The following is a 25,103-nucleotide window of genomic DNA, read 5'->3' as shown; positions in this document are numbered from 1 at the left end:
CTCCCGGTACGGACCTGACGAAGCGAACATACCATGAGTATGGAGAGATCCTCCGGGCGTAAGGTTGTGAAGGTGGCGACAATGAGGTCCAGACGACTCGACTACTCGGAGTCGACGCGGTCGGCGCTGGTCGACAGCGCGGTGGAACTGTTCACCAAACGCGGTTACGCGGGTACCTCGCTCGACGAGGTCGCCAAACGTGCCCGGGTCACGAAGGGTGCGCTCTACCACCACTTCAGCGGCAAGCAGGCGCTCTTCGAGGCCGCGTTCGACCAGGTGGAAAGCCTCGTCTACGACCGCCTCGACAAGATCATGCACGGCGACGGCTCGCCGTGGGAACGCGCCCTCGGCGGGCTCAACGCCTTCATCCGCGCCTGCCTCGACCCCGCCTACCAGCGGATCGCCATCCACGAGGCGCCGGTCGTCATGGGCTGGGAACGCTGGCGCGAAGCCGAGGAGCGGTGCAGCTTCGGGCTCGTCCGGACCGGCCTGCAGTCGCTGATCGACGCGGGCGAGGTCGAGCCGGTGCCGGTCGAGGTCACCGCGCGGCTGCTGTTCGGCGCGCTGTCGAGCGCGGCGACCGAGATCGCCAGCTCGCCGGACCCGAAGAAGGTCGGCGCCGAGATCGAGGACGTCATCGTCCGCATGCTGGTACGGCTGCGGCGCACGGAGCCCGACGTCTCGATAGGCTGATCTTCGTGGACTTGAGGATCTTCACCGAGCCCCAGCAGGGGGCCAGCTACGACGACCTGCTGCGCGTCGCCAAAGCGACCGAAGCCGCCGGCTACGACGCCTTCTTCCGCAGCGACCACTACCTGAAGATGGGCTCCGCCGACGGCCTGCCGGGCCCGACCGACGCCTGGATCACCCTCGCCGGCCTGGCCCGCGAGACCAGCCGGATCCGGCTCGGCACGCTCGTCACCGCGGCGACGTTCCGGCACCCGGGTCCGCTGGCGATCTCCGTGGCGCAGGTCGACCAGATGTCCGGCGGCCGCGTCGAGTTCGGCCTCGGCTCCGGCTGGTACGACGCCGAGCACGAGGCGTACGGCCTCACGCTGCCGCCGCTGAAGGAGCGGTTCGACCGCTACGCCGAGCAGCTCGAGGTCATCACCGGGCTGTGGAAGACGCCGGCGGGCTCGACGTTCTCCTTCGCCGGCCAGTACTACACGTTGACGGACTCGCCGGGCCTGCCGAAGCCCGCGCAGTCCCCGGCCCCGCCGGTGATCGTCGGCGGTGGGGGCAAGAAGCGCACCCCGCAGCTGGCGGCGCGGTTCGCGGACGAGTTCAACCTGCCGTTCGCCGACGCCGAGACGGCGGCCGCGCAGTTCGCCCGCGTCGACGCGGCGGCGGCCGAGATCGGCCGCGACCCCAAGGAGATCCTGCGCTCGGTGGCGCTGACCATCGCCGTCGGCCGCTCCGACGCGGAGGTCGAGCAGCGGGCGTCGGCCGTCGGCCGCGACGGCACCGAACTGCGGGCGAACGGCCTGGCCGGGACGCCCGCCGAGGTCGTCGACCGGATCGGGCAGTGGCGCGAGAAGACCGGGATCACCCGCGTCTACCTGCAGCTGCTGGACCTCTCGGACCTGGACCAGATCGACCTGATCGCTTCCGAGGTCGCCCCGCAGCTGGACTGAACGCGGACGGGGCGCCTCCCGCAGGAGGCGCCCGGTTCCGTCAGTTCTGGAGCGCGAAGGTGACGCCGGGAGCCTGCGGGGCTTGCGGCCGGGCGAGCCAGCGGTCCTCGCTCACCGGCAGCTCGCCTTCCAGCGCCGCGAGGACCGCGTCGCGGGCCAGGGGGAGCACGGCCTCCACGCTGACGTCGCGCTGCAGCTCGTACGACAGGGACGTCACGCCCGCGTCGCGGATGCCGCACGGCACGATCGCGTCGAACGCCTTCAGGTCGGCGTTGCAGTTCAGCTCGAAGCCGTGCATCGTCACGCCGCGCTGGACGCGGATGCCGATCGCCGCGATCTTGCGCTCGATGCCGCGGTCGTCGGCCGGGATCCACACGCCGCTGCGGCCCTCGACGCGGCCGCTGTGCACGCCGAGGGAGTCGCACACGTGGATCAGCGCTTCCTCCAGCCGCCGCACGTAGTGCACGACGTCGATCGGGTCGCCGAGCTTCACGATCGGGTAGCCGACCAGCTGGCCCGGGCCGTGCCAGGTGATCTTGCCGCCGCGGTCGACGTCGATCACCGGCGTGCCGTCGGCCGGGCGGTCGGCGGGCTCCGTGCGCTTGCCCGCGGTGTACACCGACGGGTGCTGCAGCAGGAACATCGTGTCGGGCGCGGTGCCGTCGGCGCGCTCGGTCAGCCGGCTCCGCTGGAGCTCCCAGGCTTCGGTGTAGTCGATCGTGCCGAGCTCCCGGACGTCGACGGGCTCGGTGCTGGCGCGGCAGGAGGTGCGGGAAGAACTCACCCGTCGAGGCTACGCCCGTCACCCGGGGGAAGCAGCCGCAAGGCGCACGCCGAGAGCAGCCCGACACCGGTCACCGCGAGCACTGCGCCGATCGTGTCGGTGACCCAGTGCACGCCCAGCACGACGCGGCAGACGGCGGACAGCACGGTCGCCACGACCACCGCCACCGCCACCCGGCGGACCAGCCGCGGCCACAACCACGCGCAGAGCAGGAGCAGCACGAACCCCGTGCTCGCCACCGACACGACGTGCCCGCTCGGGTAGCTCAGGTCCGGGTAGTCGCGCGGGCGCGCCCGCAGGAAGAGCGGCTTGAACACCAGGCTCGTCAGCCGGCACAGCACCAGCACGACGCCGAGCCGCACGAACAGCCCGAGGTGCCCGCGGCGGCGCAGCGCCAGCGCGAGCAGCCCGGCGCCGAGGACGAAGGGGAGGACCGGCCCGAGCACGTCGCTCCCGGCCTGCGCGACCCGGCCGAGCGGCTCCGCGTACACGCCGCGAAGCGCGTTCGCGACTTCGACGTCCAGGGTCAGTGGCTGCCGCGCCACGCTCAGGCCGAGCACGACGAACGCGGCGGCGAGGACCGCCCCGACGACGAGCCAGCGTTGCAGCGGGACGCTCATGCCGCGGCGAGCGCGCTGTCGAGGGTCCGGTGCCGGAACACGTAGCCGGACCGTTCCAGCGCGGCCGGGACGGCCCGCTGGCCGAACAGCGCCATCTCCTCGCCGGCCTGGCCGAGCACGGTCTTGAGCGCGATGCCGGGCACCCACCACGGCGCGGGCCGGCGCAGGGCCCGGCCGACGGCGCGGGTGAACTCGGCGTTGGTCACCGGGTCCGGGCCGGTCAGGTTCACCGGGCCGGTCAGGTCGTCGTGGGTGAGGGCGTGGACGATCGCGCCCACCTCGTCCTCGAGGGCGATCCACGACATGTACTGGCGGCCGCTGCCGAGGCGCCCGCCCAGGCACAGCTGGAAGAGCGGGCGGAGCGTGCCGTACAGGCCGCCCTTCGCCGAAAGGACCAGCCCGGTCCGGATGCGCACGACACGCGCGTCGCCCGCGCCCGACGTCGCCGCTTCCCACGCTTCGCAGAGTTCGGCGAGGAAGCCGCGGCCGCGCGGCCCCGATTCGTCCACAATGGACTCATGCGTGTGGCCGTAGTACCCGACGGCGGAAGCGTTCACGAGCACGCCGATCCCGTGCTCGGCGACGGATTCGGCGAGCACGTCGGTCGGCTCGACGCGGCTGTCGGTGAGCTGCTGCTTGCGCATCGCGCTCCACCGGCTGGGGAACAGCGGCGCGCCGGCCAGGTTCACGACGGCGTCCACGCCTTCGAAGGCGCCGTTCGCGATGGTGCCGGACGGCGGGTTCCACCGGAACTCGCCGCCTTCGCGCGCCTCGCGCCGCACCAGCCGGCGGACCTCGTGGCCCTCGCGCAGCAGGCGGTCGCGCAGCGCCGACCCGATCAAGCCGCTCGCTCCGGCGATGAGTACTCGCATGCTCCGATCGTTGCGCATCCGCTGCGCGCCCGCACGTCCGGCCCGGAAACGGCGAAGGCCGCCACGGAAGTCCCGTGGCGGCCTTCGTCCGGTGTGCCTCAGAGGCCGAGTTCGCCCTCGAAGTTGCCCTCTTCCAGGCGCTGCTTGATCGTCGTCAGGAAGCGGCCCGCATCGGCTCCGTCCACCAGGCGGTGGTCGTAGGTCAGCGGCAGGTACGCCATCGACCGGACGGCGATCGTGTCGTTGCCGTCGGCGTCGGCGACGACCACCGGGCGCTTGACGACCGCGCCGGTGCCGAGGATGCCCGACTGCGGCTGCACGATGATCGGCGTGTCGAACAGCGCGCCGACGCTGCCGATGTTCGTGATCGAGAACGTGCCGCCCGACAGCTCGTCCGGCTTGATCTGGCCCGACCGCGCGCGGCCCGCCAGGTCGGCGATCCGGTGCGCGAGCCCGGCCAGGCTCAGCTCGCCCGCGTCGTGGATCACGACCGAGAGCAGCCCGCGCTCGGTGTCCACCGCGATGCCCAGGTGCACGGCGCCGTGGTAGGTGATCTCCTTCGTGTCCTCGTTGTAGGACGCGTTGACGTTCGGGTGCTGCTTCAGCGCCTCGACCGTGGCCTTCGCGAAGAACGGCAGGAACGTCAGGTTGACGCCCTCGCGCTCCTTGAAGGCCGCCTTCGCCCGCTGGCGCAGCTTGGCGATCTTCGTGACGTCGACCTCCTGGACCTGCGTGAGCTGCGCGGCGATCTGCAGCGACTCGCGGGTCTTGGTGGCCGTGATCTGGCGGATCCGGCTGGCCTTCTGCACGGTCCCGCGCAGCGCCGCCAGCTCCGGCGACACCGGGGCCGCCGGACGCGCGGCCGGCGCCGACGGGGCCGCAGCGGCTGCCGGAGCAGCGGCGGGAGCCGGGGCGGCCGCCTTCTGCTTCTCCTCGGCCGCGGCCAGCACGTCCTGCTTGCGGATCCGGCCGCCGACGCCGCTGCCGGTCAGCGACGCGAGGTCGATGCCGTGCTCGGACGCCAGCTTGCGGACCAGCGGCGTGACGTACGGGCCGTCCGCCGAACCGTCCTTCGCCGCGGCGGCCGGAGCCGACTCGGCCGCTTTCGCCGCGGGAGCGGCCTGCGGCTCGGGCTTCGGTTCGGGCTTGGGCTTCGACTCCTGAACCGGCTCGGGCTTCGGCTCCGGCTTGGGTTCCGGCTTCGGCTCGGGCTTGGGCTCCGGCGCGGACTCGGCCTTCGGGGCCGCGTTCGCGTCGCCGATCACGGCCAGGACGCCGCCGACCTCGACGGTCTCGTCCTCGCCCGCGCGGATCTCCAGCACCGTGCCGGCGACCGGCGACGGCACCTCGGTGTCGACCTTGTCGGTGGAGATCTCGAGCAGCGGCTCGTCGACCTCGACCGAGTCGCCGACCTGCTTCAGCCAGCGCGTGACGGTGCCCTCGGTGACGCTTTCGCCCAGCTCGGGCAGCTTCACCTCGGTGCCTTCGCCGCCGGCGGCCGGCGCGGTGTCCGGCTTGCTCGGCGCACTCTCCTGGGCGCTGTCCTGCTCCTGCGGCGCCGGCTCGGACGGCTGCTCGGGCTCGGGCTCGGACTTCTGCTCTTCCTGCGCCGGGGCTGTGTCCGATTCGGACTCGGGCGCGCCGCCGGAACCGTCGTCGATCACGGCCAGCTCGGCGCCGACCTCGACCGTCTCGTCCTCGGCGGCGCTGATCTTCACGACCGTGCCCGCCACCGGGGAGGGAACCTCGGTGTCGACCTTGTCGGTCGAGATCTCGAGCAACGGCTCGTCGACCTCGACGGTGTCACCCTCCTGCTTGAGCCACCGGGTGACGGTGCCTTCGGTGACGCTCTCCCCGAGCTCCGGCAATGTGACGGAGTAGGCCATCGTTCGCTGACTCCTCTTCCAAGTTCTGCGTGGTCTGGATTCTGCTGGTGGGACGTCAGCTGTGCACGTGCAGCGGCTTCCCCGCGAGGGCGAGGAACGCTTCACCGAGGGCCTCGGTCTGGGTGGGGTGGGCGTGGATGAGCGGCGCGACGTCTTCGGGGAAAGCCTCCCAGCTGTAGATCAGCTGCGCTTCGCCGATCAGCTCGCCGACGCGGTCGCCGACCATGTGGACCCCGACGACCGGGCCGTCCGGGGCCTTGACCAGCTTGACCCCGCCGGAGGTCTTGAGGATCTGGCTCTTGCCGTTGCCGCCGAGGTCGTAGGTGAAGGTCGTGACGTCGGAGCCGTACTTGTCCTTCGCCTGCGACTCGGTCAGCCCGACCGACGCGACCTCGGGGTGGGAGTAGGTGACTCGCGGGATGCCGCTCTCGTCGATCACGCGCGGGTTCTGCCCGGCGATCTCCTCGGCGACGAAGATGCCCTGCTGGAATCCGCGGTGCGCGAGCTGCAGGCCCGGCACGATGTCGCCGACCGCGTAGACGTTCGGCAGGTTGGTGCGCAGCCGCTCGTCGGTGAGGACGAAGCCGCGCTCGATCTTGACGCCGTTCTCCTCGTAGCCGTGGCCCGCCGAGTTCGGCCCGCGGCCGACGGCGACCAGCAGCAGGTCGGCGTCGATCGTCTCGCCGGACTCCAGCGAGACGCTCACGCCGTTGTCGTCCTGCTTCGCGCCGGTGAACTTCACGCCGGTCTTGAAGGCGATCTTGCGGCGGCGGAAAGCGCGCTCGAGCTGCTTGGACGCGAACTCGTCCTCGTTCGGGACCAGCCGCGGCAGCGCTTCCACGATGGTGACGTCGACGCCGAAGGAGGCCCAGACGCTGGCGAACTCGACCCCGATCACGCCGCCGCCGAGGACGACGACCTTCTTGGGGACGTAGTCGAGGGCGAGGGCCTGCTCGCTGGCGATGATGCGGCCGCCGAGCTCCAGCCCGGGCAGCGTGCGCGAGTACGAGCCGGTGGCGAGGATGACGTTCTTGCCGGTGTAGCGGGTGCCGTCCACCTCGACGGTCGTGCCGCCGACGAACGTGCCGCTGCCCTCGACGAGGTTCACCTTGTGCGCCTTGGCCAGGCCCTGCAGGCCCTTGTACAGGCGGGCGACGATGCCGTCCTTGTACTTGTTGACCCCGGCGATGTCGATGCCCTCGAAGACGGCCTTGACGCCGACCGCCTCGGCTTCGCGGGTTTCGTCGGCGACCTCGGCTGCGTGCAGCAGGGCCTTGGTCGGGATGCAGCCCCGGTGGAGGCAGGTCCCGCCGAGCTTGTCCTTCTCGATCAACGTGACGGAAAGGCCCAGCTCGGCCGCGCGGAACGCCGCGGCGTAGCCGCCCGATCCGCCTCCCAGGATCACGAGGTCGGCGGAGGTGTCGGTCACTTCAATAACTCCTCGGCAAGCAGTGGGGTGGTGCTCTGTCGTCGCCCCTGCCCGGTATAACCGCGCGCGCGACACCCGCCATCTTGTCACTACGCCGGAGGAGGCTGCGAGCTAGCCGGGTGTGCGACACCGACCACACGCGGACATCGGGATAATGAGGGGGGAAAGTCTCGGGAGGGAAGGTGGTCGCGGTGGGGTTGTTCGACTCCCTGCGCAGGCGCGCCAAGGGCGGGCAGAAGGCCGGCACGCTGCGGAAAGCCAATTCCGAGGACACCCATCACCTCGACGAGTGGGCGGCCTCGCGCCGGGGTGTCGAGGCGTTCGTCGAGCCGAAGACGAACGTCACCGAGACCACTGTGGTGTTGATCGCCCACGACGGCGAATGGACCCGGCGCCGGATCGGCAGCCTGGAGGCGGCCCAGCAGTTCGGCCACCGCCGCTCGATCCCGGTCTACGAGGTCGCGCGGGTCGGCTACCCCAAGCGCATGCGCGAGTACACCGAGCGGAAGAAGCGCGGCCAGGTCTGACAGGACGGTCTCGACGGCGAACCGGCCGTAGCCGCCAGATCGCGCAGCGAGAAAGCACCGTGTCGACCCTCCGAGCACGGAACGGTCCGGTCGCGCGCACAGTGGGCGTGACCAGACAGCCGACACGCGATTCGAGGGGACGACACGGCGATCGGGCCGGGCACCCGGACGAGTCAGCCCGCCTGGGCGAGCAGGGTGGCGTGTTTGACCAGCGCCGCGCGGAAGGACGGGTGGACCGTCGTGCCGAGCACCGGGTCGACCTCGATCACGTGGGACCCCGAAAGCAGCAGCTCCGCCGGTTCGGCCAGCACCACGACGTTGTTCTCCGAGCGCAGGTCGGCCGTGCCCAGCAGGCGCGGGAAGACGACGTCGGCGGGCAGGCCGTCGCAGGTGCGCAGGAACTCGCGGTGGTCGGCGGGCAGCTCGACGCCCAGCCGCAGCTCGGCCGAGCGGATCGCCGCCTCCGACGCCGGGGGCGGGGCGGTGCCGCCGCCGCGCAGGCGCAGGATCTCCGCGACCAGCTCCGGCCAGCCGCCGAGGTCCGGCGGGTACCGCTCGTGCAGCGCCGCCACCAGCGCGCCCGCGCAGCCGGAAGCCCAGTCGCGCAGGCCCAGCGGGTCGGCGCCGGCCACCAGCGCGGGGGCCAGGGCACGCGTCGCGGCGAGCGCCGCGACGTCGGGCCGCGGCCCGGCCAGCTCGGCCCACCGGGCGAGGTCGCTGTCGGCGAGGGCGGTGCGAACGTGGTCCGGGCGGGCCGGGGCGACGTGCTTGACCACCTCGGCGACCGGCCCCGGCGGGAGCACTCCGTCGAGGTCCGAGACCGGGCGGCGCAGGAACGTCGTGTGCGCGCGCTCTTCGGCGTCGAGGTCGAGTGGCGGGAGGCCCTCGGCCCAGTCCGGACGGCCGCCGCGGGCTTCGAAGAGCATCGCCCACGCGCGGGCCCGGACCGGGCCGGCGCACAGCGCGTCCACCGGCCGTTCCGTCCGCGCCTGCCATTGCTCGACCAGCCGGTCGGCGTCGTCGAGGGCGCCGGTGACGGCGAGGAGCAGGGCGGCGTACCCGACCTGGTCGTCCACAGTGGACGAAGCGGCGGTCAGGACGTCCCGGACCGCCGCTTCGAGGTATTCGCCGGGCTCCACTCAGCCGTTGGCGGCGATGTCCGCCAGCACCGCGGCGATCGTCCGGACCGGGACGCCCGTGCCGCCCTTGCCGGTGTAGCCCCACGGCGAGCCGGTGTTGAACGACGGTCCCGCGATGTCGATGTGGACCCAGTCGAGGCCGTCGGCGACGAACTCGCGCAGGAAGATTCCGGCGGCCAGCATGCCGCCCCAGCGGTGGCCCGTCACGTTGGCCAGGTCGGCCAGGCGCGAGTCGAGGTCGGCGCGCAGCTCCTCCGGCAGCGGCATCGCCCAGCCGTTTTCGCCGGTGGCCTGCATGATCGCGGCGACGCGGTCGCGGAAGTCGTCCGAGCCCATCACGCCGGCGGTGCGGTTGCCGAGCGCGACGACCTGGGCGCCGGTCAGCGTCGAGGTCTCGATCAGGTAGTCCGGGTTCTCCTCGGCCGCGCGGACCATCGCGTCGACCAGGACGAGCCGTCCCTCGGCGTCGGTGTTGAGGACCTCGACGGTCTTGCCGCCGTACATGGTCAGCACGTCGCCCGGCCGGTACGACGTCCCCGACGGCAGGTTCTCCGCCAGCGGGATGTGCGCGACGACTTCCAGGGGGTACTTGAGTTTGGCCGCCAGCACCACCGAGGCGAGCACGCCGGCCGCGCCGGACATGTCCGAGGTCATGTGGTCCATGTTCGCGGCGGGCTTGAGGGAGATGCCGCCGGAGTCGAACGTGATGCCCTTGCCGACCAGCGCGACCTTCTTGGCGGCCTTGGCCGGCTGGTAGGCCAGGCGCAGCAGCCGCGGCGGGCGCGACGAGCCGCCGCCGACGCCGAGGATGCCGCCGAAGCCCTTGCGCTTCAACGCTTTCTCGTCGAGGACCTCGAACTCGAGGCCGTTGTCCTCGGCCAGCTTCTTCGCGCGGTCGGCGAAGGAGGCCGGGTAGAGGTCGTTCGGCGGGGTGTTGATCAGGTCGCGGGCGGTGAGGACGGCCTCGGCGATGCTGGTCGCGGCCTTCAGTGTCGCCTTGTGCTCGCGGGCGGTGCCGGTTCCCGGGGTCGCGAAGTCGACCTTCGCGACCGGCGCGTCACCCTTCTCCGAGCGGTACGCCGTGAAGACGTACGAGCCGAGGATCGTGCCCTCGACGGCGGCCTGCAGGTCGAGCTCCGACAGCGTCACGAACGCGCGGTCGGTGCCGGCCAGCGCGCGGCCGGCCGCTCCGGCGGCGCGGCGGACCTGCTCGGGGGTGACGGCGTCGCCCTCCTTGCCCAGGCCGACGGCCAGCACGACCCCGGCCGCCAGCTTGCCCAGCGTCGGGATCTTGACGACCTCTTCGGCCTTGCCGCTGGCACCGAGGGTGGCGAGCAGCCCGGCGAGCCGGCCGTCGAAGGCGGCGTCCACGGCGGCGGCGCCGGTGGCGAGCAGCGGGCCGTCCTCGCCGGCCAGGGTGCCGATGACGACCACGTCGGCGCGCGTCTTGGCCAGTGCCTCCCCGGTGTTGTCGGACAGGGCGAGCTTAGGCACGGTCACTTCTGGCTCCTCGCGCGTTCACGGTGTACCGGGCGCCGGCCCGGTCGGGATCGTGAGCCATGCTAATGACGACCGGACCACGGGTGAACAGAGGGAGAGGGAGGGCCGCGTGCGGCTGGGCGGTGGGCTGCTGGTGGCGCTGGCGGCCGGGGCGGCGGGGGCCGGCTGGTGGCTGCTGGCCGGGCTGGTGCTGGCGGCGGTCGCCGCGGGCGTGACGACGCGGGTCCCGGAACCGGGGGACGTCCTGGTCGACCGGGTCGTGGTGGCCGTCGCCCGGCTCGCCGAAGTGACCGTCTACGCGATCGCGTTCGGCGCCTACGTCTTCCCCGTACACCGCGAACTCGCCGCCGCGGCCTTCGTCGTCGTGGTGGCCGGGGCGGGGTTCGCCGGGCTGAAGATCCCGACGATCGTCGTACGGACCGCGGGTGGCCTCCTGCTCGTCGCGGGGCTCGTGCTGGTCGCGCTGTGCGTGGCCGTGCCGCCCGTGTCGACGGCCGGGGGCGGCCTGCAGACCCCGGACTTCGCGGGGGTGCTCGTGGCCGCGGTGGTCTTCCTGCCGTTCCTCCGCCCGGGTGGGCGCGAGGGCGCGGGCCGGCGAGTGCTGCTCCTCGCCGCGGTCGCCGTGCTGGCCGCCTTAGCCGCGCTGTACCAGCTCGGCTCCGTCCGGCTCGGGCTTTCCCTGACGTCGTTGCGTGACCTGCTTTCCGCCGCCGACGCGGACTCGCTGCAGCCGTTGCTGACGGTCGTCGCCGTGGTCGCGACCGTGGTGCCCGCGCTCGCTGCCGGAACCGAGGTCCGCGAGCGCGTTGGGGTACGAGGACTGGCGGGGATCGCCGTCGCCGCGGTGGCCGCGTACTTCCTGCCGGCGCTGCCCGTGCTCGTCGTCGCGGGGCTGGCGACGGTGATCGAGCTGCTACTGGGCGTACGCGCGCGCCGGTACAGTGGGTCGCGTGAGTGATCGACGCTGGCGGCCGGGGGAGACCGTGATCGAACGGTTCCACCGCCCGGACGGCTCGATCGGCCAGGTCCACCCGCTGCGCGTCCTCGAAGACGACGGCCGCGTCCTGCTCGCCTGGATCCCGGCGGGCACCGCCATCGTCGGCAGCAGGCTGGCGGACGGCAGGCACCTGGCGGACGCGCCCCTGGACCAGCGGTTCCGCATCCCGCGCGTGCCCGTCGCGGACTTCTGGCACCGCACGTCCACGCTGCGGCGCATCGCCGACGACGAATGGTCGTCGGTGTGGTGGTTCTTCGACGCCACCGGGCAGTTCACGAACTGGTACGTCAACCTCGAGGTCCCGCTCGGCCGGACCCCGGCCGGGGTGGACCGCATCGACGGCGTGCTCGACGTCGTCGTCGAGCGGGACGGCACCTGGCGCTGGGACGACGAGGACGAGGCCGAGGTCGCGATCGACGCCGGCCGCCTGACGCGCGCGCAGCTCGACCGGCTGCGCGCGGAGGGCGAGCGGATCGGCGCGCTGGCCGAGCGCGGCACCTACCCGTTCGACGGGACGGACACCGACTTCCGCCCGGATCCGGGCTGGCCGGCCCCCGAGCTGCCCGCGGGGCTGCTGGCGGAACTCAGCCCGCGGTCAGGAGGAGGATCAGCGCGAGCACCGCGTTGACGACCGCGAGGATGACGACCGACTTCGTCGGGATCACCTTCGGGAACACCGCCTTGCCGTGGACGCTGCGCCACCACACGATGCCGAAGACGCCCGCGACGAGGCCGAGGAAGCCGCCGAAGCCGCTGCTGAGCACGGCCCAGCCGACCATGCCGAGCAGGCCGACGCCGAAGGTCAGCAGCACCGCGGTGACGAACGTCTTGACGTCGGCCCCGCCGGTCTTGGGCCGGGGCACCGGCTCCGTGGAGTGGTAGGTCACGGTGTCATCCTAGGGTCATCACGGCTCGGCCGCGGGGAGGCCGGAACAGTGGGACATCCGACTAACGCGCGTCCGACCAAGCGGTATCCTCCAGCCATGACGACCACGACACAGTTCGCCCATCTCCCGCACCCGAGTCCTGCGAGCGCGGACCGTGTCGCGGAGGTACTCGAGAAGCCCGGGTTCGGGCTGTACTTCACCGACCACATGGTGACCGTCAAGTGGTCGAAGACCGAAGGGTGGCACGACGCGCAGGTCGGCCCGTACGCGCCTTTCACGCTCGACCCGGCGACCTCGGTCCTGCACTACGGCCAGGCCATCTTCGAGGGCCTCAAGGCCTACCGCCAGCCGGACGGCTCGATCGCGTCGTTCCGCCCGGACGCCAACGCCGTGCGGTTCCGGCAGTCGGCGGAGCGGCTCGCGATGCCGCAGCTGCCCGAGGAGGTCTTCGTCGAGTCGCTGCGGGAGCTCATCGCCGTCGACGGCCGGTGGGTGCCCACCCGCCAGGGGGATTCGCTCTACCTGCGTCCGTTCATGATCTCGACGTCGACCGGGCTCGGGGTCAACAGCCCGGCCGCCGACTACCTGTACACGGTCATCGCGTCCCCGGCGGGCTCGTACTTCAGCGGCGGCGTGAAGCCGGTGAGCGTCTGGCTGTCGACGGAGTACGTGCGCGCGGCCCCCGGCGGCACCGGCGCGGCGAAGTGCGCCGGCAACTACGCGGCGTCGTTCGTCGCCCAGGCGCAGGCCGTGGAGAAGGGCTGCGACCAGGTGGTCTGGCTGGACGCGGTGGAGCGGCGCTGGGTCGAGGAGATGGGCGGGATGAACCTGTTCTTCGTCTTCGGCTCCGGCGAGAACGCCCGGGTCGTCACGCCGGAGCTGACCGGCTCGCTGCTGCCCGGCGTCACCCGCAAGTCGCTGCTGCAGCTCGCTTCGCGGCTCGGGTACAAGGTCGAGGAGCGGCGGATCTCCACCGACGAGTGGGAGAAGGCGTCGGCCTCGGGTGAGCTGACCGAGACGTTCGCCTGCGGCACGGCGGCGGTGATCACGCCGGTCGGGCACGTCAAGCACGCGGGCGGCGAGTTCACGATCGCCGACGGGCAGCCGGGCACCCTGACGATGAAGCTGCGCGAGGAGCTGACGGGGATCCAGGAGGGCACCCACCCCGACGTCGACCACTGGATGGTCCCGCTCGGCTGAAGCTCCACGCCGTGAAGGGCACCCTCGTGGACTTCACGTCCATCAGGGTGCCCTTCACGGCGTTCGGGATCAGGTGGCGGTGGCGGGGATGACCGGCCCGGAGACACCGGCCTGCTCGTGGGTGGCGGTTTCGGCGAGGACGCGCGCGGCCATCATCAGCAGCGGCAACGCCGTCACCGCGCCGGTGCCTTCGCCGAGGCGGACGTCCAGCTCCAGCAGCGGGCCGAGGTCCAGGTGCTCCAACGCCAGGGAGTGGGCGGGCTCGGCGGTCCGCTGCCCGGCTACCCACCACCGGCGCGCGCCCGGCGCGAGGTCTTCGGCGACGAGGGCCGCGGCGCACGCGACGAGCCCGTCCAGCACCACCGGCGTCCGGCGGGCCGCGGCCTGGGCCAGGAACCCGGCCATCGCCGCGATGTCGGCGCCCGCCGTCGTGCGCAGCAGGGCGACCGGGTCGGCCAGGACCGGGCGGGCCCGGCGCAGCGCGTCGCGCACCGCGGTGGCCTTGCGCATCCAGGCCTCGTCGTCGATGCCGGAGCCGCGGCCGACCACCGCGACCGGCTCGGTGCCGGTCAGCGCCGCGACGAGCACCGACGCCGGCGTGCTGTTGCCGATCCCGAGGTCGCCCGGGATGAGCAGGTCCGCGCCGCCGTCGACCTCGGCGTCGGCGATCGCGACCCCGGCGCGGACGGCGGCCTTGACCTCGTCGGCGGTCAGGGCGTCCTCGACGTCGATGGAGCCCGAACCGCGGCGGACCTTGTGCTCGCCGATCGAGCGCGTCGCGGGAGCTTCGGTGTCGACGGCCATGTCGACCACGCGCACGCTCGCGCCCGCGGCGGCGGCCAGCACGTTGATCGCGGCGCCGCCGGTCAGCATCGTGCCCAGCAGCTGCGCGGTGACCTCGGCGGGATAGGCGGAGACGCCCTTCGCGGCGATGCCGTGGTCACCGGCGAAGACGACGACCCGCGGCCGCGTGAACGGCCGCGGCGGCGACTGGCCCTGGCAGGCGGCGATCCAGACGCCCAGCTCTTCGAGCCTGCCGAGCGACCCGGCCGGCTTGACCAGCTTGTCGTGCAGCGCGATCGCGGCCGAACGGGCGTGGTCGTCGGGCGGGGTGATCTCGGGGAACTCGATGTCTTCCGGCTCCACACCAGGCCCTTTCTTAGTCCACGGCAACGTCCACGGCAACGCTGTGGCCAACCTACCGGGACAGCGCGGCCGGTAGTGTCGCGGCTCGTGGAGACGACGGCGGCCGCGGTGGTGCTGGCCAGTGGCGCGGGCACCCGCGTCGGCGCGAAGCTGAACAAGGTCTACCTGCCCCTGGCGGGCCGGCGGGTGGTCGCCTGGTCGCTGGACGCCTTCAGGCGCGTGCCGGGCATCGGCGTGCTCGTGCTGGTCATCCGGCCGCAGGACCGCGAACTCGCCGACGAGGTGACCGGCGAAGACGTCGAGATCGTGCACGGCGGCGACACGCGCCAGGCCTCCGAGCTCAACGCGCTGCGCCACCTCGCCCCCCGGATTGCGGGCGGCCGGGTCGACGCCGTGCTGCTGCACGACGCGGCCCGGCCGCTGGTCCACCCACGGCTCATCGAAGCGGTGCTGACCCGGACACGCGAGGACGGGGGGGCTGTGCCGGGCCTGGGCGCCGACGATGTCGTCAGGGTGGATGCCGGGCACCTGGTCGCCCAGGTGCCCGGCGCGATCCGAGTCCAGACGCCTCAGGGCTTCCGGGCCGGACCGCTGCTCGAGGCCTACGAACAGGCCGAGCGCGAAGGTTTCCTGGGGACGGACACTTCGTCCTGCATGGAGCGGTTCTCCTCCCTGCCGATCCGCTGGGTCCCGGGGGCTCCCGAGAACCTCAAGATCACCTACCCCCACGACCTCGTGGTCGCGGAGCGGCTGCTCGGCCGCGGTGCCTGAAGACCGTCAGGCGCACGCGGGCGGGCCGCCACCGTCGTCCTCCGTCGTGCTCGTCGGCCGGATCGTGATGTCCTGGCGCAGCTCCGGCGGGATGTGGCACTCCGGCTGTGGCCGCAGCGCCTGCAGCGGCGCGCCCGGGGTGCCGGGCTCCGCCAGGGTGAGCACTGCCCGCAGCGTCCAGACCGGGGTGGCGTGGTACTGCCAGGTGACCACCCGCGGGCTGAACACGTCGGTGCCCGGGAACGTCGGCACCCGGTAGGCGCTGGCGCGGTGCTCGTCCCGGAGGATGATGACGTCCGCGCAGGTCGGCCAGGTGTGTACCGCGGCGTAGATCTCCGGCGCCTCGCGGCCGCCGAACAGGTGCAGCACCCACTTGCGGCGCCGGAGCTCCTCGAGGAGTTGCTCGAGGCCCGGGCCGTTGGAGCCGCTGTGTGCTGTGGGCGGGGACACACTTTCGAGGGTAACTTGCGTACTAGAGCGCAGTCCAGCACGTGTACTAGTACACCTGGGTGGTTCTGAACAGGGCTTTGTGGGAGACACTCCGGCGTGCTAGAACACTTGTGCGTGTTGTCCCTGTGAGGAGCCGCCTTGCCCACCCTCGACCGTCCTGAGCCGCCCTACCTGCAGATCGCGGGCCGGATCCGGGAAGACATCCTGTCCGGCCGGCTGCAGGAGGGCGACGCGGTGCCGTCCGCCCGCGAGATCGCGCGTACGTGGGCCGTCGCCATGGCGACGGCCACCAAGGTCCTGGCCACGCTCCGCTCGCAGGGGCTCGTGCGCCCGGTGCGCGGGGTCGGCACGGTCGTCGACCGCGGCGGCCTGCACCGCACGGCCCGCGATCGCACCGCCGCTTCGGCGCGCACGGGCCGGATCTACCCACCTGGCCACTACGCGGTGATCCGCTCGGCCGGCCTCGAGCAGGCGTCCGAACGCGCCGCTGCCGCGCTGGGCCTGGACGAGGGCGCCCCGGCCATCCGGCGACGGCGTACCACCTACGGCCCGGACTCGCGGCCGCTGTCGACGTCGACGTCGTGGTTCGACGGCGCGCTGTCGGCCAAGGCGCCGGCGTTGCTGGTGCCCGAGCGCATCGTCGAGGGCACGGCGGCCCACGCGGCCGCGCGGCTCGGCACGAAGATCGCGACGACGCAGGAACGGCACGCGGCGGGCCGCGCGGGCGAGGAGGAGGCGGCCGAGCTGGGGCTGCCCGCCGGGTCGCCGGTGCTGCTGGGCCGCAGCACCTTCCTGGCGGCCGACGGGACGGTCGTCGAGTACGGTGAATCCGCCGCCTTGCCCGACCACTGGGTTTTCTACGAGTACACGACTGAGGACGGCGAATGAGGCACATCCACGAAGGCAAGGTCCGTGACCTGTACGAGCTCGACGGCGGGGACATCCTGCTCGTCGCGTCCGACCGGGTCTCGGTCTACGACGTGGCGCTGCCGACGCTGATCCCGGACAAGGGCGCGCTGCTCAACCAGCTGTCCGCGTGGTGGTTCGACCGGATGGCCGACATCGTGCCGAACCACGTCGTGTCCACCACGGACGTGCCGGCCGAGTTCGCCGGGCGCGCGATGCGCTGCAAGCCGCTGAAGATGGTCAAGGTCGAGTGCATCGCCCGCGGCTACCTCGCCGGTCTGGGCCTGCGGGAATACCGGCGCGACGGCAAGATCTCCGGCGTCGCGCTGCCGCCCGGCCTGGTCGAGGGCGACAAGCTGCCGGAGCCGATCTTCACGCCGACGACCAAGGAGTCCGACACCGGGCACGACGAGTTCATGACCTTCGGCGAGGTGCTGAACGAGATCGGCGAGGACACCGCGAAGCGGCTTCGCGAGCTGACGCTGGAGATCTACGCGAAGGGCGCCGAACACGCTGCCGCACAGGGCGTCATCATCGCCGACACGAAGCTGGAGTTCGGCTTCGACGCCGACGGCACGCTGACCCTCGGCGACGAGGTCCTGACGTCGGACTCGTCGCGCTTCTGGCCGGCCGACGAGTGGGAGCCGGGCCGCCCGCAGCACGCGTTCGACAAGCAGTTCGTCCGCGACTGGTCCCTGACCACGGGGTGGGACAAGACCTACCCCGGGCCGGAGATCCCGGCGGAGATCGTCGAACAGACGCGGCAGCGCTACACCGAGGTCTACGAGCGGATCACGGGGAAGACCTGGGTTCGTGGGTGACTACGACCCGTACCGGCTGATCGACGACGTCGAGACGCTGCTGGTTTCGCACGGCCTCACGCCGTCGCGGGTGCCCGGGCGAGGAGGCGACCGGCTGGCGGGTGCCAGCCGCCTCCTGCGCGGGTTCGGCCTGGAGCCCCGGATGGCCCCCGGGGACGCGTTCGACGTCGGGGTGCCGTTCCAGGGCCGGATCAACCAGGACTAGGGGCTCTTGGTGAGGGTGGCGTCGCGCTCGACGACGTCGCCGAGGACGTCGTCGATGGCCTCGAGGAGGTCGGCGTCGAGCTTCTTGCCGGCGGCCTTGACGTTCTCGTGCACCTGCTCCGGCCGCGAGGCCCCGATGATCGCCGAAGCGACGTTCGGGTTCTGCAGCACCCACGCGACGGCCAGCTGCGCGAGGGAGAGGTCGGCCTGCTTCGCGAGCGGTTCCAGCTCGGCGACGCGCTTGAGGACGTTCTCGTCGAGGAAGCGGGCGACCATGTTCGCGCCGCCCTTCTCGTCGGTGGCCCGCGAGCCGGCGGGGTAGTCGGCGCCGGGCTTGTACTTGCCGGTCAGGACGCCCTGCGCGATCGGCGACCAGACGATCTGGCTCATGCCTTCGCGCTCGGAGGCGGGGATGACCTGGTCCTCGATGACGCGCCAGAGCATGTTGTACTGCGGCTGGTTGGAGACGAAGGGGATCTTGAGCTCGCGGGCGAGGGCGGCCCCGCGGCTGATCTGCTCGGCGGTCCACTCCGAGACGCCGACGTAGAGCACCTTGCCCTGCCGCACGAGGTCGGCGAAGGCGAGCATGGTCTCTTCGAGCGGGACGGTCCGGTCGAACCGGTGCGCCTGGTAGAGGTCGAGGTAGTCGGTGCCGAGCCTGGTCAGGGACGCGTTCGCGGACTCCGTGATGTGCTTGCGGGACAGGCCCTTGTCGTTGGGCCCCTTGGGCCCGGTGGGCCAGAAGACCTTGGTGAAGATCTCCAGGCTTTCCCGCCGCTGCCCCTTGAGGCCGCGCCCGAGCACGGACTCGGCGGCGGTGTTGGCGTAGACGTCGGCGGTGTCGAAGGTGGTGATGCCGGCGTCGAGGGCGGCCTTGATGCAGGCGTGCGCCTGGTCCTCCTCGACCTGGGAACCGTGGGTGAGCCAGTTCCCGTACGAGATCTCACTGACGTTGAGGCCGCTGCGGCCGAGACGACGAAACTCCATGGTGCGAGCTTAGGCGGTAATCGTTTGCTTAGCTAACGACCATGGAGTGACTCCGGCTTCACTCGTCCTTCTTCTCGGCCGGTGGGCCGGTCTCGATCTCGAAGAACGGCAGCTTGAGGCGGAAGCGCTCGCCGTCCTGGCGTTTCGCGAGGTGGAGGCGGTAGATCAGCCAGGCGCCGAGGAAGACGATGACGAGGATGGCGGCGATGGCCCAGAGGCTTGCCGCGGACATGCCGGCGACCCGGGACAGGACGACTTCGAACGACACGAGCAGCCCTCACCGCCGATGAGTCCCGGGGCGTCCCCACCAGCCGGTCAGGGTTGGTTTCGACGGGTCGTGCCGTGGCAGGCTCGCGCCGGCCGGTCGTGCTCCGGTGTCCCGGCCCCGGATGACCTGTATCCCCTATCGCCAGGTCAGGCGGAACACCTCGTGCCCACCCGGAGCCCGGGCGGCACGTGTTCACCAAACCTGCAGGACCGGGCAGGCCGCCGGGAGGAGAGTGGGACACACTCCGCGCGCTACCGTCCGCCGAAGCTGCGGTAACGCGTGGGGAATGTCCCACTCTGCGCCCGCCAAGGATACGCCCCGGAGGCCTTCCCCGGACACGAAAGAAGCCGGGTGGAGGCTCGCTCCACCCGGCTTCTCGAGAACCGCTCAGTTCGGGATCGGGTCCCCGGGCTTCAGCCGCGGCTTCGGCACCCGCAGCCGGCGGATCTGGGACGCCCGGACGAACGCGTACCAGCCGATCGACCGGCCGGTGATCGCCTCCTTCGGGAACCTCTCCCGCGCCAGCTTCGCGATCTTGCGCCCGTTCACGAAGCCCTCGATCGCCATCACCAGCAGCATCGCGGTGCACAGCAGCGTGATGTACGACTGGACCTGGGGCAGCGGCACCAGCAGCGCCAGGAACACCAGGATCGCCAGCGGCATGAACAGGCCCAGCAGGTTGCGCCGCGTGTCGACCAGGTCGCGGACGTACGCCTTCACCGGCCCGCGGTCGCGGGGGAGCAGGTACTTGTCGTCGCCCGCCATCATGCGGTCGCGGCGGACCTTCGCCGCCGCGCGGCGGTCTTCCTTCGTCTGGGGGTTCGACTTGCGCAGTTCCTTGTTGCGCTTCATCGCCTCGCGCATCGTGGTCGGCGGCGGCGCCACCGGCCCGCGGCGCTTCGCCTCCGCGTCACGCCGTTTCGGCGTGGCCTTGCCCTTACCGGGCGTGAACGACTTGCCGCTGACGTCGACGGCTTCCGCCGTCTCCGTCTCGTCGGCGGCGGTGTCTGTGGTGCTTCGGCGCAGGAACCTCACCTCACCAGGGTATTGCAGGCGTCACGCCGCCGTTCACCAGGTCGATCGATGTGCGACCATGGTGGGGAACAGATCGGCCGCTCCGGGTGTTGAAGACGTCAGCACGAGGAGTATCCGCAGTGAGTTCGAACATAGAGGGAGTGCCATGACGACCGCTGAGCACGCCGGCGCGACGCAGGCCGAGACCGCCGAGGAGACCCACGGCGTCACGCTGACCGACGCCGCGGCTTCCAAGGCGAAGGCCCTGCTCGAGCAGGAGGGCCGCGACGACATGCACCTGCGCATCGCCGTCCAGCCCGGTGGCTGCGCGGGCCTGCGCTACCAGCTGTTCTTCGACGAGCGCACGCTCGACGGCGACCTGTTCCGCGACTTCGACGGCCTCAAGGTCGCCGTCGACCGGATGAGCGCCCCGTACGTGTCGGAAGCCGTCATCGACTTCGTGGACACGATCGAGAAGCAGGGCTTCACGATCGACAACCCGAACGCGACCGGCTCCTGCGCCTGCGGCGACTCGTTCCACTGAGCCACCCGTGAGAAGGCCCCGCCTCCGTGTTCGGAGAGCGGGGCCTTCTTCGCCTCTGCGGGCTTACACGTAGGCGTCGAGCTCCGCGACCTGCGCGTGGCACGCCTCGTCGACCTGCCACGGCTTGGCCGCGGAGCGGGGCAGCGGCAGGTTCTCCGCCTGGAGCGTCGCCGGGATGAGCGCGCAGTCGGCGATCAGCTCGGACAGGGTCTCGGGTTCGGTGACGGCGTTCACGATTCGTAACGCTATTGATCCGCGTTCGACTGGAGAAGGAGTACCAGCCGGTAGTGTCGGCTGGGCACGCGCGAACTACCCGGACGGGTCATGACCCGGGGGTAACTTCGCGCCTTTTGCCGTGAGGTCGACCACAAAGGAGCAGCCGGTGGCAGCCAAAGCCAGGATCGCGGTGTCCGGCAGTATCGCGACCGACCACCTCATGCATTTCCCGGGCAGGTTCGCGGAGCAGCTGGTCGCCGAGCAGCTGCACCGGGTTTCGCTGAGCTTCCTCGCCGACGACCTCGTGGTCCGGCGCGGCGGCATCGGCGCGAACATCGCCTTCGGCCTCGGGGTGCTCGGCGTGCAGCCGGTGCTCGTCGGCGCGGTGGGCGCCGACTTCGCGGACTACCGGTCCTGGCTGGAGCGGCACGGCGTCGACACGTCCGGCGTGCACGTGTCGGAGGTCGCGCACACCGCGCGGTTCGTCTGCACGACCGACGAGGACCTCTGCCAGATCGCGACGTTCTACGCGGGCGCGATGGCCGAGTCCCGCAACATCGAGCTGCAGCCGGTCGCCGAGCGCGCCGGCGCGCTCAGCCTGGTGCTGATCAGCCCGGACGACCCGGAGGGCATGGTCCGCCACGCCGAGGAGTGCCGCCAGCGCGGGTACGAGTTCGCCGTCGACCCGTCGCAGCAGCTGGCCCGGATGACCGGCGAGCAGGCGCGCGCGTTCGTCGCCGGCGCGAAGTACCTGTTCAGCAACGACTACGAGTGGGAGCTGCTGCTCCAGAAGACCGGCTGGACCGAGGCCGACGTGCTCGACCAGGTCGGCCTGCGGATCACGACGCTGGGCGAGAAGGGCGTCGAGATCGTCGGCAGGGATTTCGTCGCCCTGCAGATCGGCGCGGTCCCGGAGCGGGCCAAGGCCGACCCGACCGGCGTCGGCGACGGCTTCCGCGCGGGCTTCCTGGCGGGCCTGGACGGCGGCTTGAACGTCGAGCGCGCCGCCCAGCTCGGCTCGTTGATCGCGGTCCTGGTGCTGGAGACGGTGGGCACCCAGGAGTGGACGTTCGACCGCACGGAAGCGCTGGCCCGCATCGGCGACGCCTTCGGCCCGGACGCGGCGGAGGACATCTCGGCGGTCCTGCCCGCCTGACACGCGCGGTCGTGAGTGAGAAACAGCGTTAGAACCCTGTTTCTCACTCACGACCAGCCACGGCAGACCTCAGAGCTTGACCGGGTACACCGGCTCCGGGATCTCCGGCTTGATCCGGTGCTCGACGAAGATGCCGTGCCACAGCATGAACACGATCAGCGCCCACAGCTGGCGGCTGCGGTCCAGCTGCCCCGCCTTGTGCTCCTCCAGCAGCGCCAGGATCGCCTTCTTGTCCAGCAGCTCGTCGGTCTTCGAATCACTGATGATGCCGCGCGCCCAGTCGTACATCTCGTTGCGCAGCCACAGCCGGATCGGCACCGGGAAGCCGAGCTTGCGGCGGTTCAGCACGTGCGCCGGGATGATCTTGGCCAGTGCCTGGCGCAGTGCGTACTTCGTCGTACCGTGCGCGAGCTTCTGGTCCAGCGGGATCGACGCGGCGACCTTGAACACCTCGGCGTCGAGGAACGGCACCCGCAGCTCCAGCGAGTTCGCCATCGTCACCTTGTCGGCCTTCACCAGGATGTCGCCGCGCAGCCACGTGTAGAGGTCGACGTGCTGCATGCGGGCCACCGGGTCCCAGCCGCGCGAGACGTCGTACCAGGGCGCCGTGACGTCCTTGAAGCCGACGCCTTCCTGGTACGTGCGAAGCACCGCGCGCAGCTGGTCGTCGCGGAAGTTGCGGGCGTTGCCGTAGTAGCGGTCCTCCAGCGGCAACGCGCCGCGGCGCAGCAGGTCCTTGCCGCGGGTGCCCTCGGGGATCTTCGTCGACACCTTGCCGATCAGCTTCCGCATCCCGCCCGGGATCTTCTCGAACGGCGCCAGCGAGATCGGCTCGTTGTAGATCGTGTAGCCGCCGAACAGCTCGTCCGCGCCCTCGCCGGAGAGCACCGCCTTGACGTGCTTGCGGGCCTCGCGGGCGATGAACCACAGCGGGACCAGCGCCGGGTCGGCCACCGGGTCGTCGAGGTACCAGACGATGAGCGGCAGCGCCTCCATCATCTCGTCCGCCGAGACCGTGCGGACCACGTGCTTCACGCCGATCGCGGCGGCCGACTCGGCGGCGACGTCGACTTCGGAGTAGCCCTCGCGCTCGAACCCGGTGGTGAACGCGATCAGGTTCGGGTTGTGCTCCTTGGCCAGCGTGGCGGTGGCCGTCGAGTCGATGCCGCCGGACAGGAACGCGCCGACGGTGACGTCCGGGTCGGAGATCATGTGCTTGCCGACCGAGTCGCGCATCACATCGGCGATGCGCTGGTGCAGCTCCTCGGCCTCGGCCTGCGAGTTCACCGGCTTCGCGGTGAACTGCGGGTGGAAGTAGCGGGTGAACTCCACCTCGCCGCCGGGGACCACCTCGAACGACGTCCCGGACTCGACGCGGCGGATCGCGGTGTGCAGCGACTCGGGCTCCGGCACGTACTGCAGGACCAGGTAGTGCTGCAGCGCCTTGCGGTCCAGCTCCTGCGCGACGCCGAGCGTGTCCGACAGCTCCAGCAGGCTCTTCTTCTCGCTGGAGAACGCCACCCCGCCGGGGCCGGCCGAGTAGAACAGCGGCTTGATGCCGAACGGGTCGCGCGCGCCGAAGACGCGCTTCTCCTGGGAGTCCCAGATCATGAAGGCGAACATGCCGCGCAGGCGCTTCACCCAGTCGGCGCCCAGGTAGTGGAAGCCGGCGACGATCGCCTCGCCGTCGCCCTCGGTCTCGAACTTCGCCCCGTGCTGCTCGGCCAGTTCGGCGCGCAGCTCCAGGTAGTTGTAGATCTCGCCGTTGAAGTTCATCGTGTACCGGCCCGGCGCCTCCGGCGGCCCCCACACCAGCGGCTGGTGGGCGTGCTCGACGTCGATGAAGGCGAGCCGGTTGAAGCCGTAGACGACCTCGGCGTCGGCCCACGTGTCCTGCTCGTCGGGGCCGCGGTGGCGCTGGCAGCGCATGGCCGCGCCGACGGCGTCACGCGCGTTCGCCGCGCCGGTCTCGGTCGCGCAGATCAGTCCAAGCAGGCCGCACACGGGTACTCACACACCTTCAGGGTCTTCGCCGGGCTGGGGAGCGCCCAGTATGCCGGGCGGGCCGTGGCGTGTACCACGCGCGTCGATGGTTACCCCTTGGTCAGCGCGGAGCGCGAACTCGGCTAGGCTCCGGCCTGTCACAAAGATCTGTCGTAGGAGGCTCTGGGTGAAAGGGCGAGGCGCAGTGGGACAACCCAAGCGCACCCTGGGGAAGCGGACCGTGCGCGTCGCCGCGCTGGCCGTGCTGGTCGCGCTGACCGCGACGGGCTGCTCCGGCGACGAGATCCTGCGGTTCGGCTGGCCGGTGGGCGTCACGCACCAGGCCGACCAGATGCGCACGCTGTGGACCTGGACCGTGGTGGCCGCGCTGGTCGTCGGCGCCATCGTGTGGGCCCTGATCTTCTGGACCGCGGCGTTCCACCGCAAGAAGAAGACCGCCGACGGCGAGCCGGAGGAGCTGCCCCGGCAGTTCCAGTACAACATCCCGCTCGAGCTGTTCACGGTCGTCGTCCCGACGATCATGGTCTGCGTCCTGTTCTTCTTCACCGCGACGACGGAGTCGAAGGTCCTGGACAAGGTCCCGAACCCGGACGTCAAGGTCCAGGTCGTGGCCTTCCAGTGGAACTGGGAGTTCAAGTACGAGGACGCCAACGCGGCGAAGCCCGACGGCAGCGGCCAGGTCAGCACGGTCGGCTCGTCCGGCGAGATCCCGCTGCTGGTGCTGCCGGTCGGCAAGGTCATCCAGTACGACCTGCTCTCCACCGACGTGATCCACTCCTTCTGGGTGCCGGAGTTCCACTTCAAGCGGGACGTCTTCCCGAACCCGGACAAGAACAACCAGGACAGCTCCTTCCAGAACACGATCGACCGCGAAGGCTCCTTCGTCGGCCGGTGCGCGGAACTGTGCGGTACCTACCACTCGGTGATGAACTTCGAGGTCCGCGCGCTGTCGCCGGACAAGTACGACCAGTACATCGCGCTGCGCAAGCAGGTGAACCCGGCCACGAACCAGACGTTCACCGCGTCCGAGGCGCTGGCGAAGATGAACTGCGGCGAGCTGTGCGCCCCGCGCGCGGTGACCACCCAGCCGTTCAACACCGACCGCACGGCGCGGACCGCGTCCAACTGACGCCCTGAAGCG

The 25,103-nt window shown here is 71.4% G+C and carries 28 protein-coding genes; 13 read left to right on the top strand and 15 right to left on the bottom strand.

Annotated elements, in window-relative coordinates; genetic code table 11:
* Positions 1–81: 81 nt before the first annotated feature.
* Together OG738_RS44545 and OG738_RS44540 are read left to right on the top strand one after the other, a co-directional pair.
* A complete protein-coding gene (locus OG738_RS44545) occupies positions 82–693 on the top strand; it encodes a TetR/AcrR family transcriptional regulator (protein ID WP_329050144.1) in 612 nt (203 codons plus the stop codon).
* 5 nt (positions 694–698) lie between these two features.
* A complete protein-coding gene (locus OG738_RS44540) occupies positions 699–1,634 on the top strand; it encodes an LLM class F420-dependent oxidoreductase (protein ID WP_329050143.1) in 936 nt (311 codons plus the stop codon).
* Between the two features lie 40 nt (positions 1,635–1,674).
* Here the strand turns inward: OG738_RS44540 and lipB are convergent, their stop codons facing one another.
* From lipB to lpdA, 5 genes are all read right to left on the bottom strand, one after another.
* Positions 1,675–2,418: a lipoyl(octanoyl) transferase LipB gene (lipB, locus tag OG738_RS44535; protein WP_329050141.1), complete on the bottom strand. Its 744-nt coding sequence runs from the start codon at positions 2,416–2,418 to the stop codon at positions 1,675–1,677.
* Positions 2,415–3,038: a phosphatase PAP2 family protein gene (locus OG738_RS44530; protein WP_329050139.1), complete on the bottom strand. Its 624-nt coding sequence runs from the start codon at positions 3,036–3,038 to the stop codon at positions 2,415–2,417. The genes lipB and OG738_RS44530 overlap by 4 nt, the downstream gene beginning before the upstream one ends.
* Entirely contained in the window at positions 3,035–3,910 is an 876-nt protein-coding gene (locus OG738_RS44525) for a TIGR01777 family oxidoreductase (RefSeq protein ID WP_329050137.1), read from the bottom strand. Before OG738_RS44525 ends, OG738_RS44530 begins: the two co-directional genes overlap by 4 nt.
* A 98-nt stretch (positions 3,911–4,008) precedes the next feature.
* Entirely contained in the window at positions 4,009–5,796 is a 1,788-nt protein-coding gene (gene sucB, locus OG738_RS44520) for a 2-oxoglutarate dehydrogenase, E2 component, dihydrolipoamide succinyltransferase (protein WP_329050136.1), read from the bottom strand.
* Between the two features lie 55 nt (positions 5,797–5,851).
* Entirely contained in the window at positions 5,852–7,225 is a 1,374-nt protein-coding gene (gene lpdA, locus OG738_RS44515; protein ID WP_329050134.1) for a dihydrolipoyl dehydrogenase, read from the bottom strand.
* Between the two features lie 182 nt (positions 7,226–7,407).
* Between lpdA and OG738_RS44510 the strand changes: the two genes are divergently transcribed.
* On the top strand, positions 7,408–7,752 hold the full coding sequence (locus OG738_RS44510; protein ID WP_329050133.1) for an oxidoreductase: 345 nt from the start codon (positions 7,408–7,410) through the stop codon (positions 7,750–7,752).
* A 173-nt stretch (positions 7,753–7,925) separates the two neighbouring features.
* Here the strand turns inward: OG738_RS44510 and OG738_RS44505 are convergent, their stop codons facing one another.
* Both OG738_RS44505 and OG738_RS44500 read right to left on the bottom strand, forming a co-directional pair.
* Positions 7,926–8,891, bottom strand: a complete 966-nt coding sequence (locus OG738_RS44505; RefSeq protein WP_329050131.1) for an SMI1/KNR4 family protein — start codon at positions 8,889–8,891, stop codon at positions 7,926–7,928.
* On the bottom strand, positions 8,892–10,391 hold the full coding sequence (locus OG738_RS44500) for a leucyl aminopeptidase (protein ID WP_329050129.1): 1,500 nt from the start codon (positions 10,389–10,391) through the stop codon (positions 8,892–8,894).
* Positions 10,392–10,500: 109 nt separating this feature from the next.
* Here OG738_RS44500 and OG738_RS44495 point away from each other — a divergent pair, with 109 nt between their 5' ends.
* Positions 10,501–11,349: a hypothetical protein gene (locus tag OG738_RS44495; RefSeq protein WP_329050128.1), complete on the top strand. Its 849-nt coding sequence runs from the start codon at positions 10,501–10,503 to the stop codon at positions 11,347–11,349.
* Positions 11,342–12,016, top strand: a complete 675-nt coding sequence (locus OG738_RS44490; RefSeq protein ID WP_329050126.1) for a DUF402 domain-containing protein — start codon at positions 11,342–11,344, stop codon at positions 12,014–12,016. The genes OG738_RS44495 and OG738_RS44490 overlap by 8 nt, the downstream gene beginning before the upstream one ends.
* Here the strand turns inward: OG738_RS44490 and OG738_RS44485 are convergent.
* Positions 11,973–12,275 (bottom strand): hypothetical protein, encoded by a 303-nt coding sequence (locus OG738_RS44485; RefSeq protein ID WP_329050124.1) that lies wholly within the window; start codon positions 12,273–12,275, stop codon positions 11,973–11,975. The two genes, OG738_RS44490 and OG738_RS44485, sit on opposite strands and share 44 nt — an antisense overlap.
* Before the next feature lie 96 nt (positions 12,276–12,371).
* Between OG738_RS44485 and OG738_RS44480 the strand changes: the two genes are divergently transcribed.
* Complete coding sequence (locus OG738_RS44480) at positions 12,372–13,475, top strand: branched-chain amino acid aminotransferase (RefSeq protein ID WP_329050122.1); 1,104 nt, start codon at positions 12,372–12,374, stop codon at positions 13,473–13,475.
* 69 nt (positions 13,476–13,544) lie between these two features.
* Here OG738_RS44480 and cobT read toward each other — a convergent pair whose 3' ends face one another.
* Positions 13,545–14,621: a nicotinate-nucleotide--dimethylbenzimidazole phosphoribosyltransferase gene (gene cobT / locus OG738_RS44475; protein ID WP_329050121.1), complete on the bottom strand. Its 1,077-nt coding sequence runs from the start codon at positions 14,619–14,621 to the stop codon at positions 13,545–13,547.
* 87 nt (positions 14,622–14,708) lie between these two features.
* On the opposite strand from cobT, the gene OG738_RS44470 reads away from it, so the two are divergent.
* Positions 14,709–15,392, top strand: coding sequence for an IspD/TarI family cytidylyltransferase (locus OG738_RS44470; protein ID WP_329050120.1), 684 nt, complete (start codon positions 14,709–14,711; stop codon positions 15,390–15,392).
* Between the two features lie 6 nt (positions 15,393–15,398).
* On the opposite strand, the gene OG738_RS44465 is transcribed toward OG738_RS44470, so the two are convergent.
* The gene (locus OG738_RS44465) at positions 15,399–15,842 is read right to left on the bottom strand and encodes a hypothetical protein (protein ID WP_329050119.1); all 444 of its coding nucleotides are present in this window, start codon (positions 15,840–15,842) and stop codon (positions 15,399–15,401) included.
* A gap of 138 nt (positions 15,843–15,980) precedes the next feature.
* Between OG738_RS44465 and OG738_RS44460 the strand changes: the two genes are divergently transcribed.
* From OG738_RS44460 to OG738_RS44450, 3 genes are read left to right on the top strand one after another with little or no spacing between them, the layout of a single operon-like run.
* Positions 15,981–16,730, top strand: a complete 750-nt coding sequence (locus tag OG738_RS44460) for a GntR family transcriptional regulator (protein ID WP_329050118.1) — start codon at positions 15,981–15,983, stop codon at positions 16,728–16,730.
* Entirely contained in the window at positions 16,727–17,569 is an 843-nt protein-coding gene (locus OG738_RS44455; RefSeq protein WP_329050117.1) for a phosphoribosylaminoimidazolesuccinocarboxamide synthase, read from the top strand. Before OG738_RS44460 ends, OG738_RS44455 begins: the two co-directional genes overlap by 4 nt.
* On the top strand, positions 17,562–17,774 hold the full coding sequence (locus OG738_RS44450; protein WP_329050115.1) for a hypothetical protein: 213 nt from the start codon (positions 17,562–17,564) through the stop codon (positions 17,772–17,774). The genes OG738_RS44455 and OG738_RS44450 overlap by 8 nt, the downstream gene beginning before the upstream one ends.
* Here OG738_RS44450 and OG738_RS44445 read toward each other — a convergent pair.
* The 3 genes from OG738_RS44445 to OG738_RS44435 all read right to left on the bottom strand — a co-directional run bounded on the left by OG738_RS44445 (position 17,771) and on the right by OG738_RS44435 (position 20,063).
* Positions 17,771–18,760 carry an aldo/keto reductase family protein gene (locus OG738_RS44445; protein ID WP_329050114.1) on the bottom strand — a complete coding sequence of 330 codons (990 nt, stop codon included), beginning with the start codon at positions 18,758–18,760 and terminating at the stop codon, positions 17,771–17,773. The two genes, OG738_RS44450 and OG738_RS44445, sit on opposite strands and share 4 nt — an antisense overlap.
* Positions 18,761–18,818: 58 nt before the next feature.
* Positions 18,819–19,028: a hypothetical protein gene (locus OG738_RS44440; RefSeq protein WP_329050113.1), complete on the bottom strand. Its 210-nt coding sequence runs from the start codon at positions 19,026–19,028 to the stop codon at positions 18,819–18,821.
* 387 nt (positions 19,029–19,415) lie between these two features.
* On the bottom strand, positions 19,416–20,063 hold the full coding sequence (locus tag OG738_RS44435) for a DUF3043 domain-containing protein (protein ID WP_329050111.1): 648 nt from the start codon (positions 20,061–20,063) through the stop codon (positions 19,416–19,418).
* A gap of 145 nt (positions 20,064–20,208) precedes the next feature.
* Between OG738_RS44435 and OG738_RS44430 the strand changes: the two genes are divergently transcribed.
* Positions 20,209–20,586, top strand: coding sequence for a HesB/IscA family protein (locus OG738_RS44430; RefSeq protein WP_004562664.1), 378 nt, complete (start codon positions 20,209–20,211; stop codon positions 20,584–20,586).
* Between the two features lie 63 nt (positions 20,587–20,649).
* On the opposite strand, the gene OG738_RS44425 is transcribed toward OG738_RS44430, so the two are convergent.
* Positions 20,650–20,820, bottom strand: coding sequence for a hypothetical protein (locus OG738_RS44425; RefSeq protein WP_329050109.1), 171 nt, complete (start codon positions 20,818–20,820; stop codon positions 20,650–20,652).
* A gap of 148 nt (positions 20,821–20,968) precedes the next feature.
* Here OG738_RS44425 and OG738_RS44420 point away from each other — a divergent pair, with 148 nt between their 5' ends.
* Positions 20,969–21,958 carry a carbohydrate kinase family protein gene (locus OG738_RS44420; RefSeq protein ID WP_329050108.1) on the top strand — a complete coding sequence of 330 codons (990 nt, stop codon included), beginning with the start codon at positions 20,969–20,971 and terminating at the stop codon, positions 21,956–21,958.
* Between the two features lie 69 nt (positions 21,959–22,027).
* On the opposite strand, the gene asnB is transcribed toward OG738_RS44420, so the two are convergent.
* Complete coding sequence (gene asnB / locus OG738_RS44415) at positions 22,028–23,962, bottom strand: asparagine synthase (glutamine-hydrolyzing) (protein WP_329050106.1); 1,935 nt, start codon at positions 23,960–23,962, stop codon at positions 22,028–22,030.
* A 184-nt stretch (positions 23,963–24,146) separates the two neighbouring features.
* Between asnB and ctaC the strand changes: the two genes are divergently transcribed.
* Entirely contained in the window at positions 24,147–25,091 is a 945-nt protein-coding gene (ctaC, locus tag OG738_RS44410; RefSeq protein WP_329050105.1) for an aa3-type cytochrome oxidase subunit II, read from the top strand.
* Positions 25,092–25,103: the final 12 nt, after the last annotated feature.

Source organism: Amycolatopsis sp. NBC_01488 (assembly GCF_036227105.1).
Taxonomy (GTDB): domain Bacteria; phylum Actinomycetota; class Actinomycetes; order Mycobacteriales; family Pseudonocardiaceae; genus Amycolatopsis.
The sequence above is the reverse complement of the archived record's forward strand: the minus strand, read 5'-3'. Positions and strand labels throughout refer to the sequence as shown.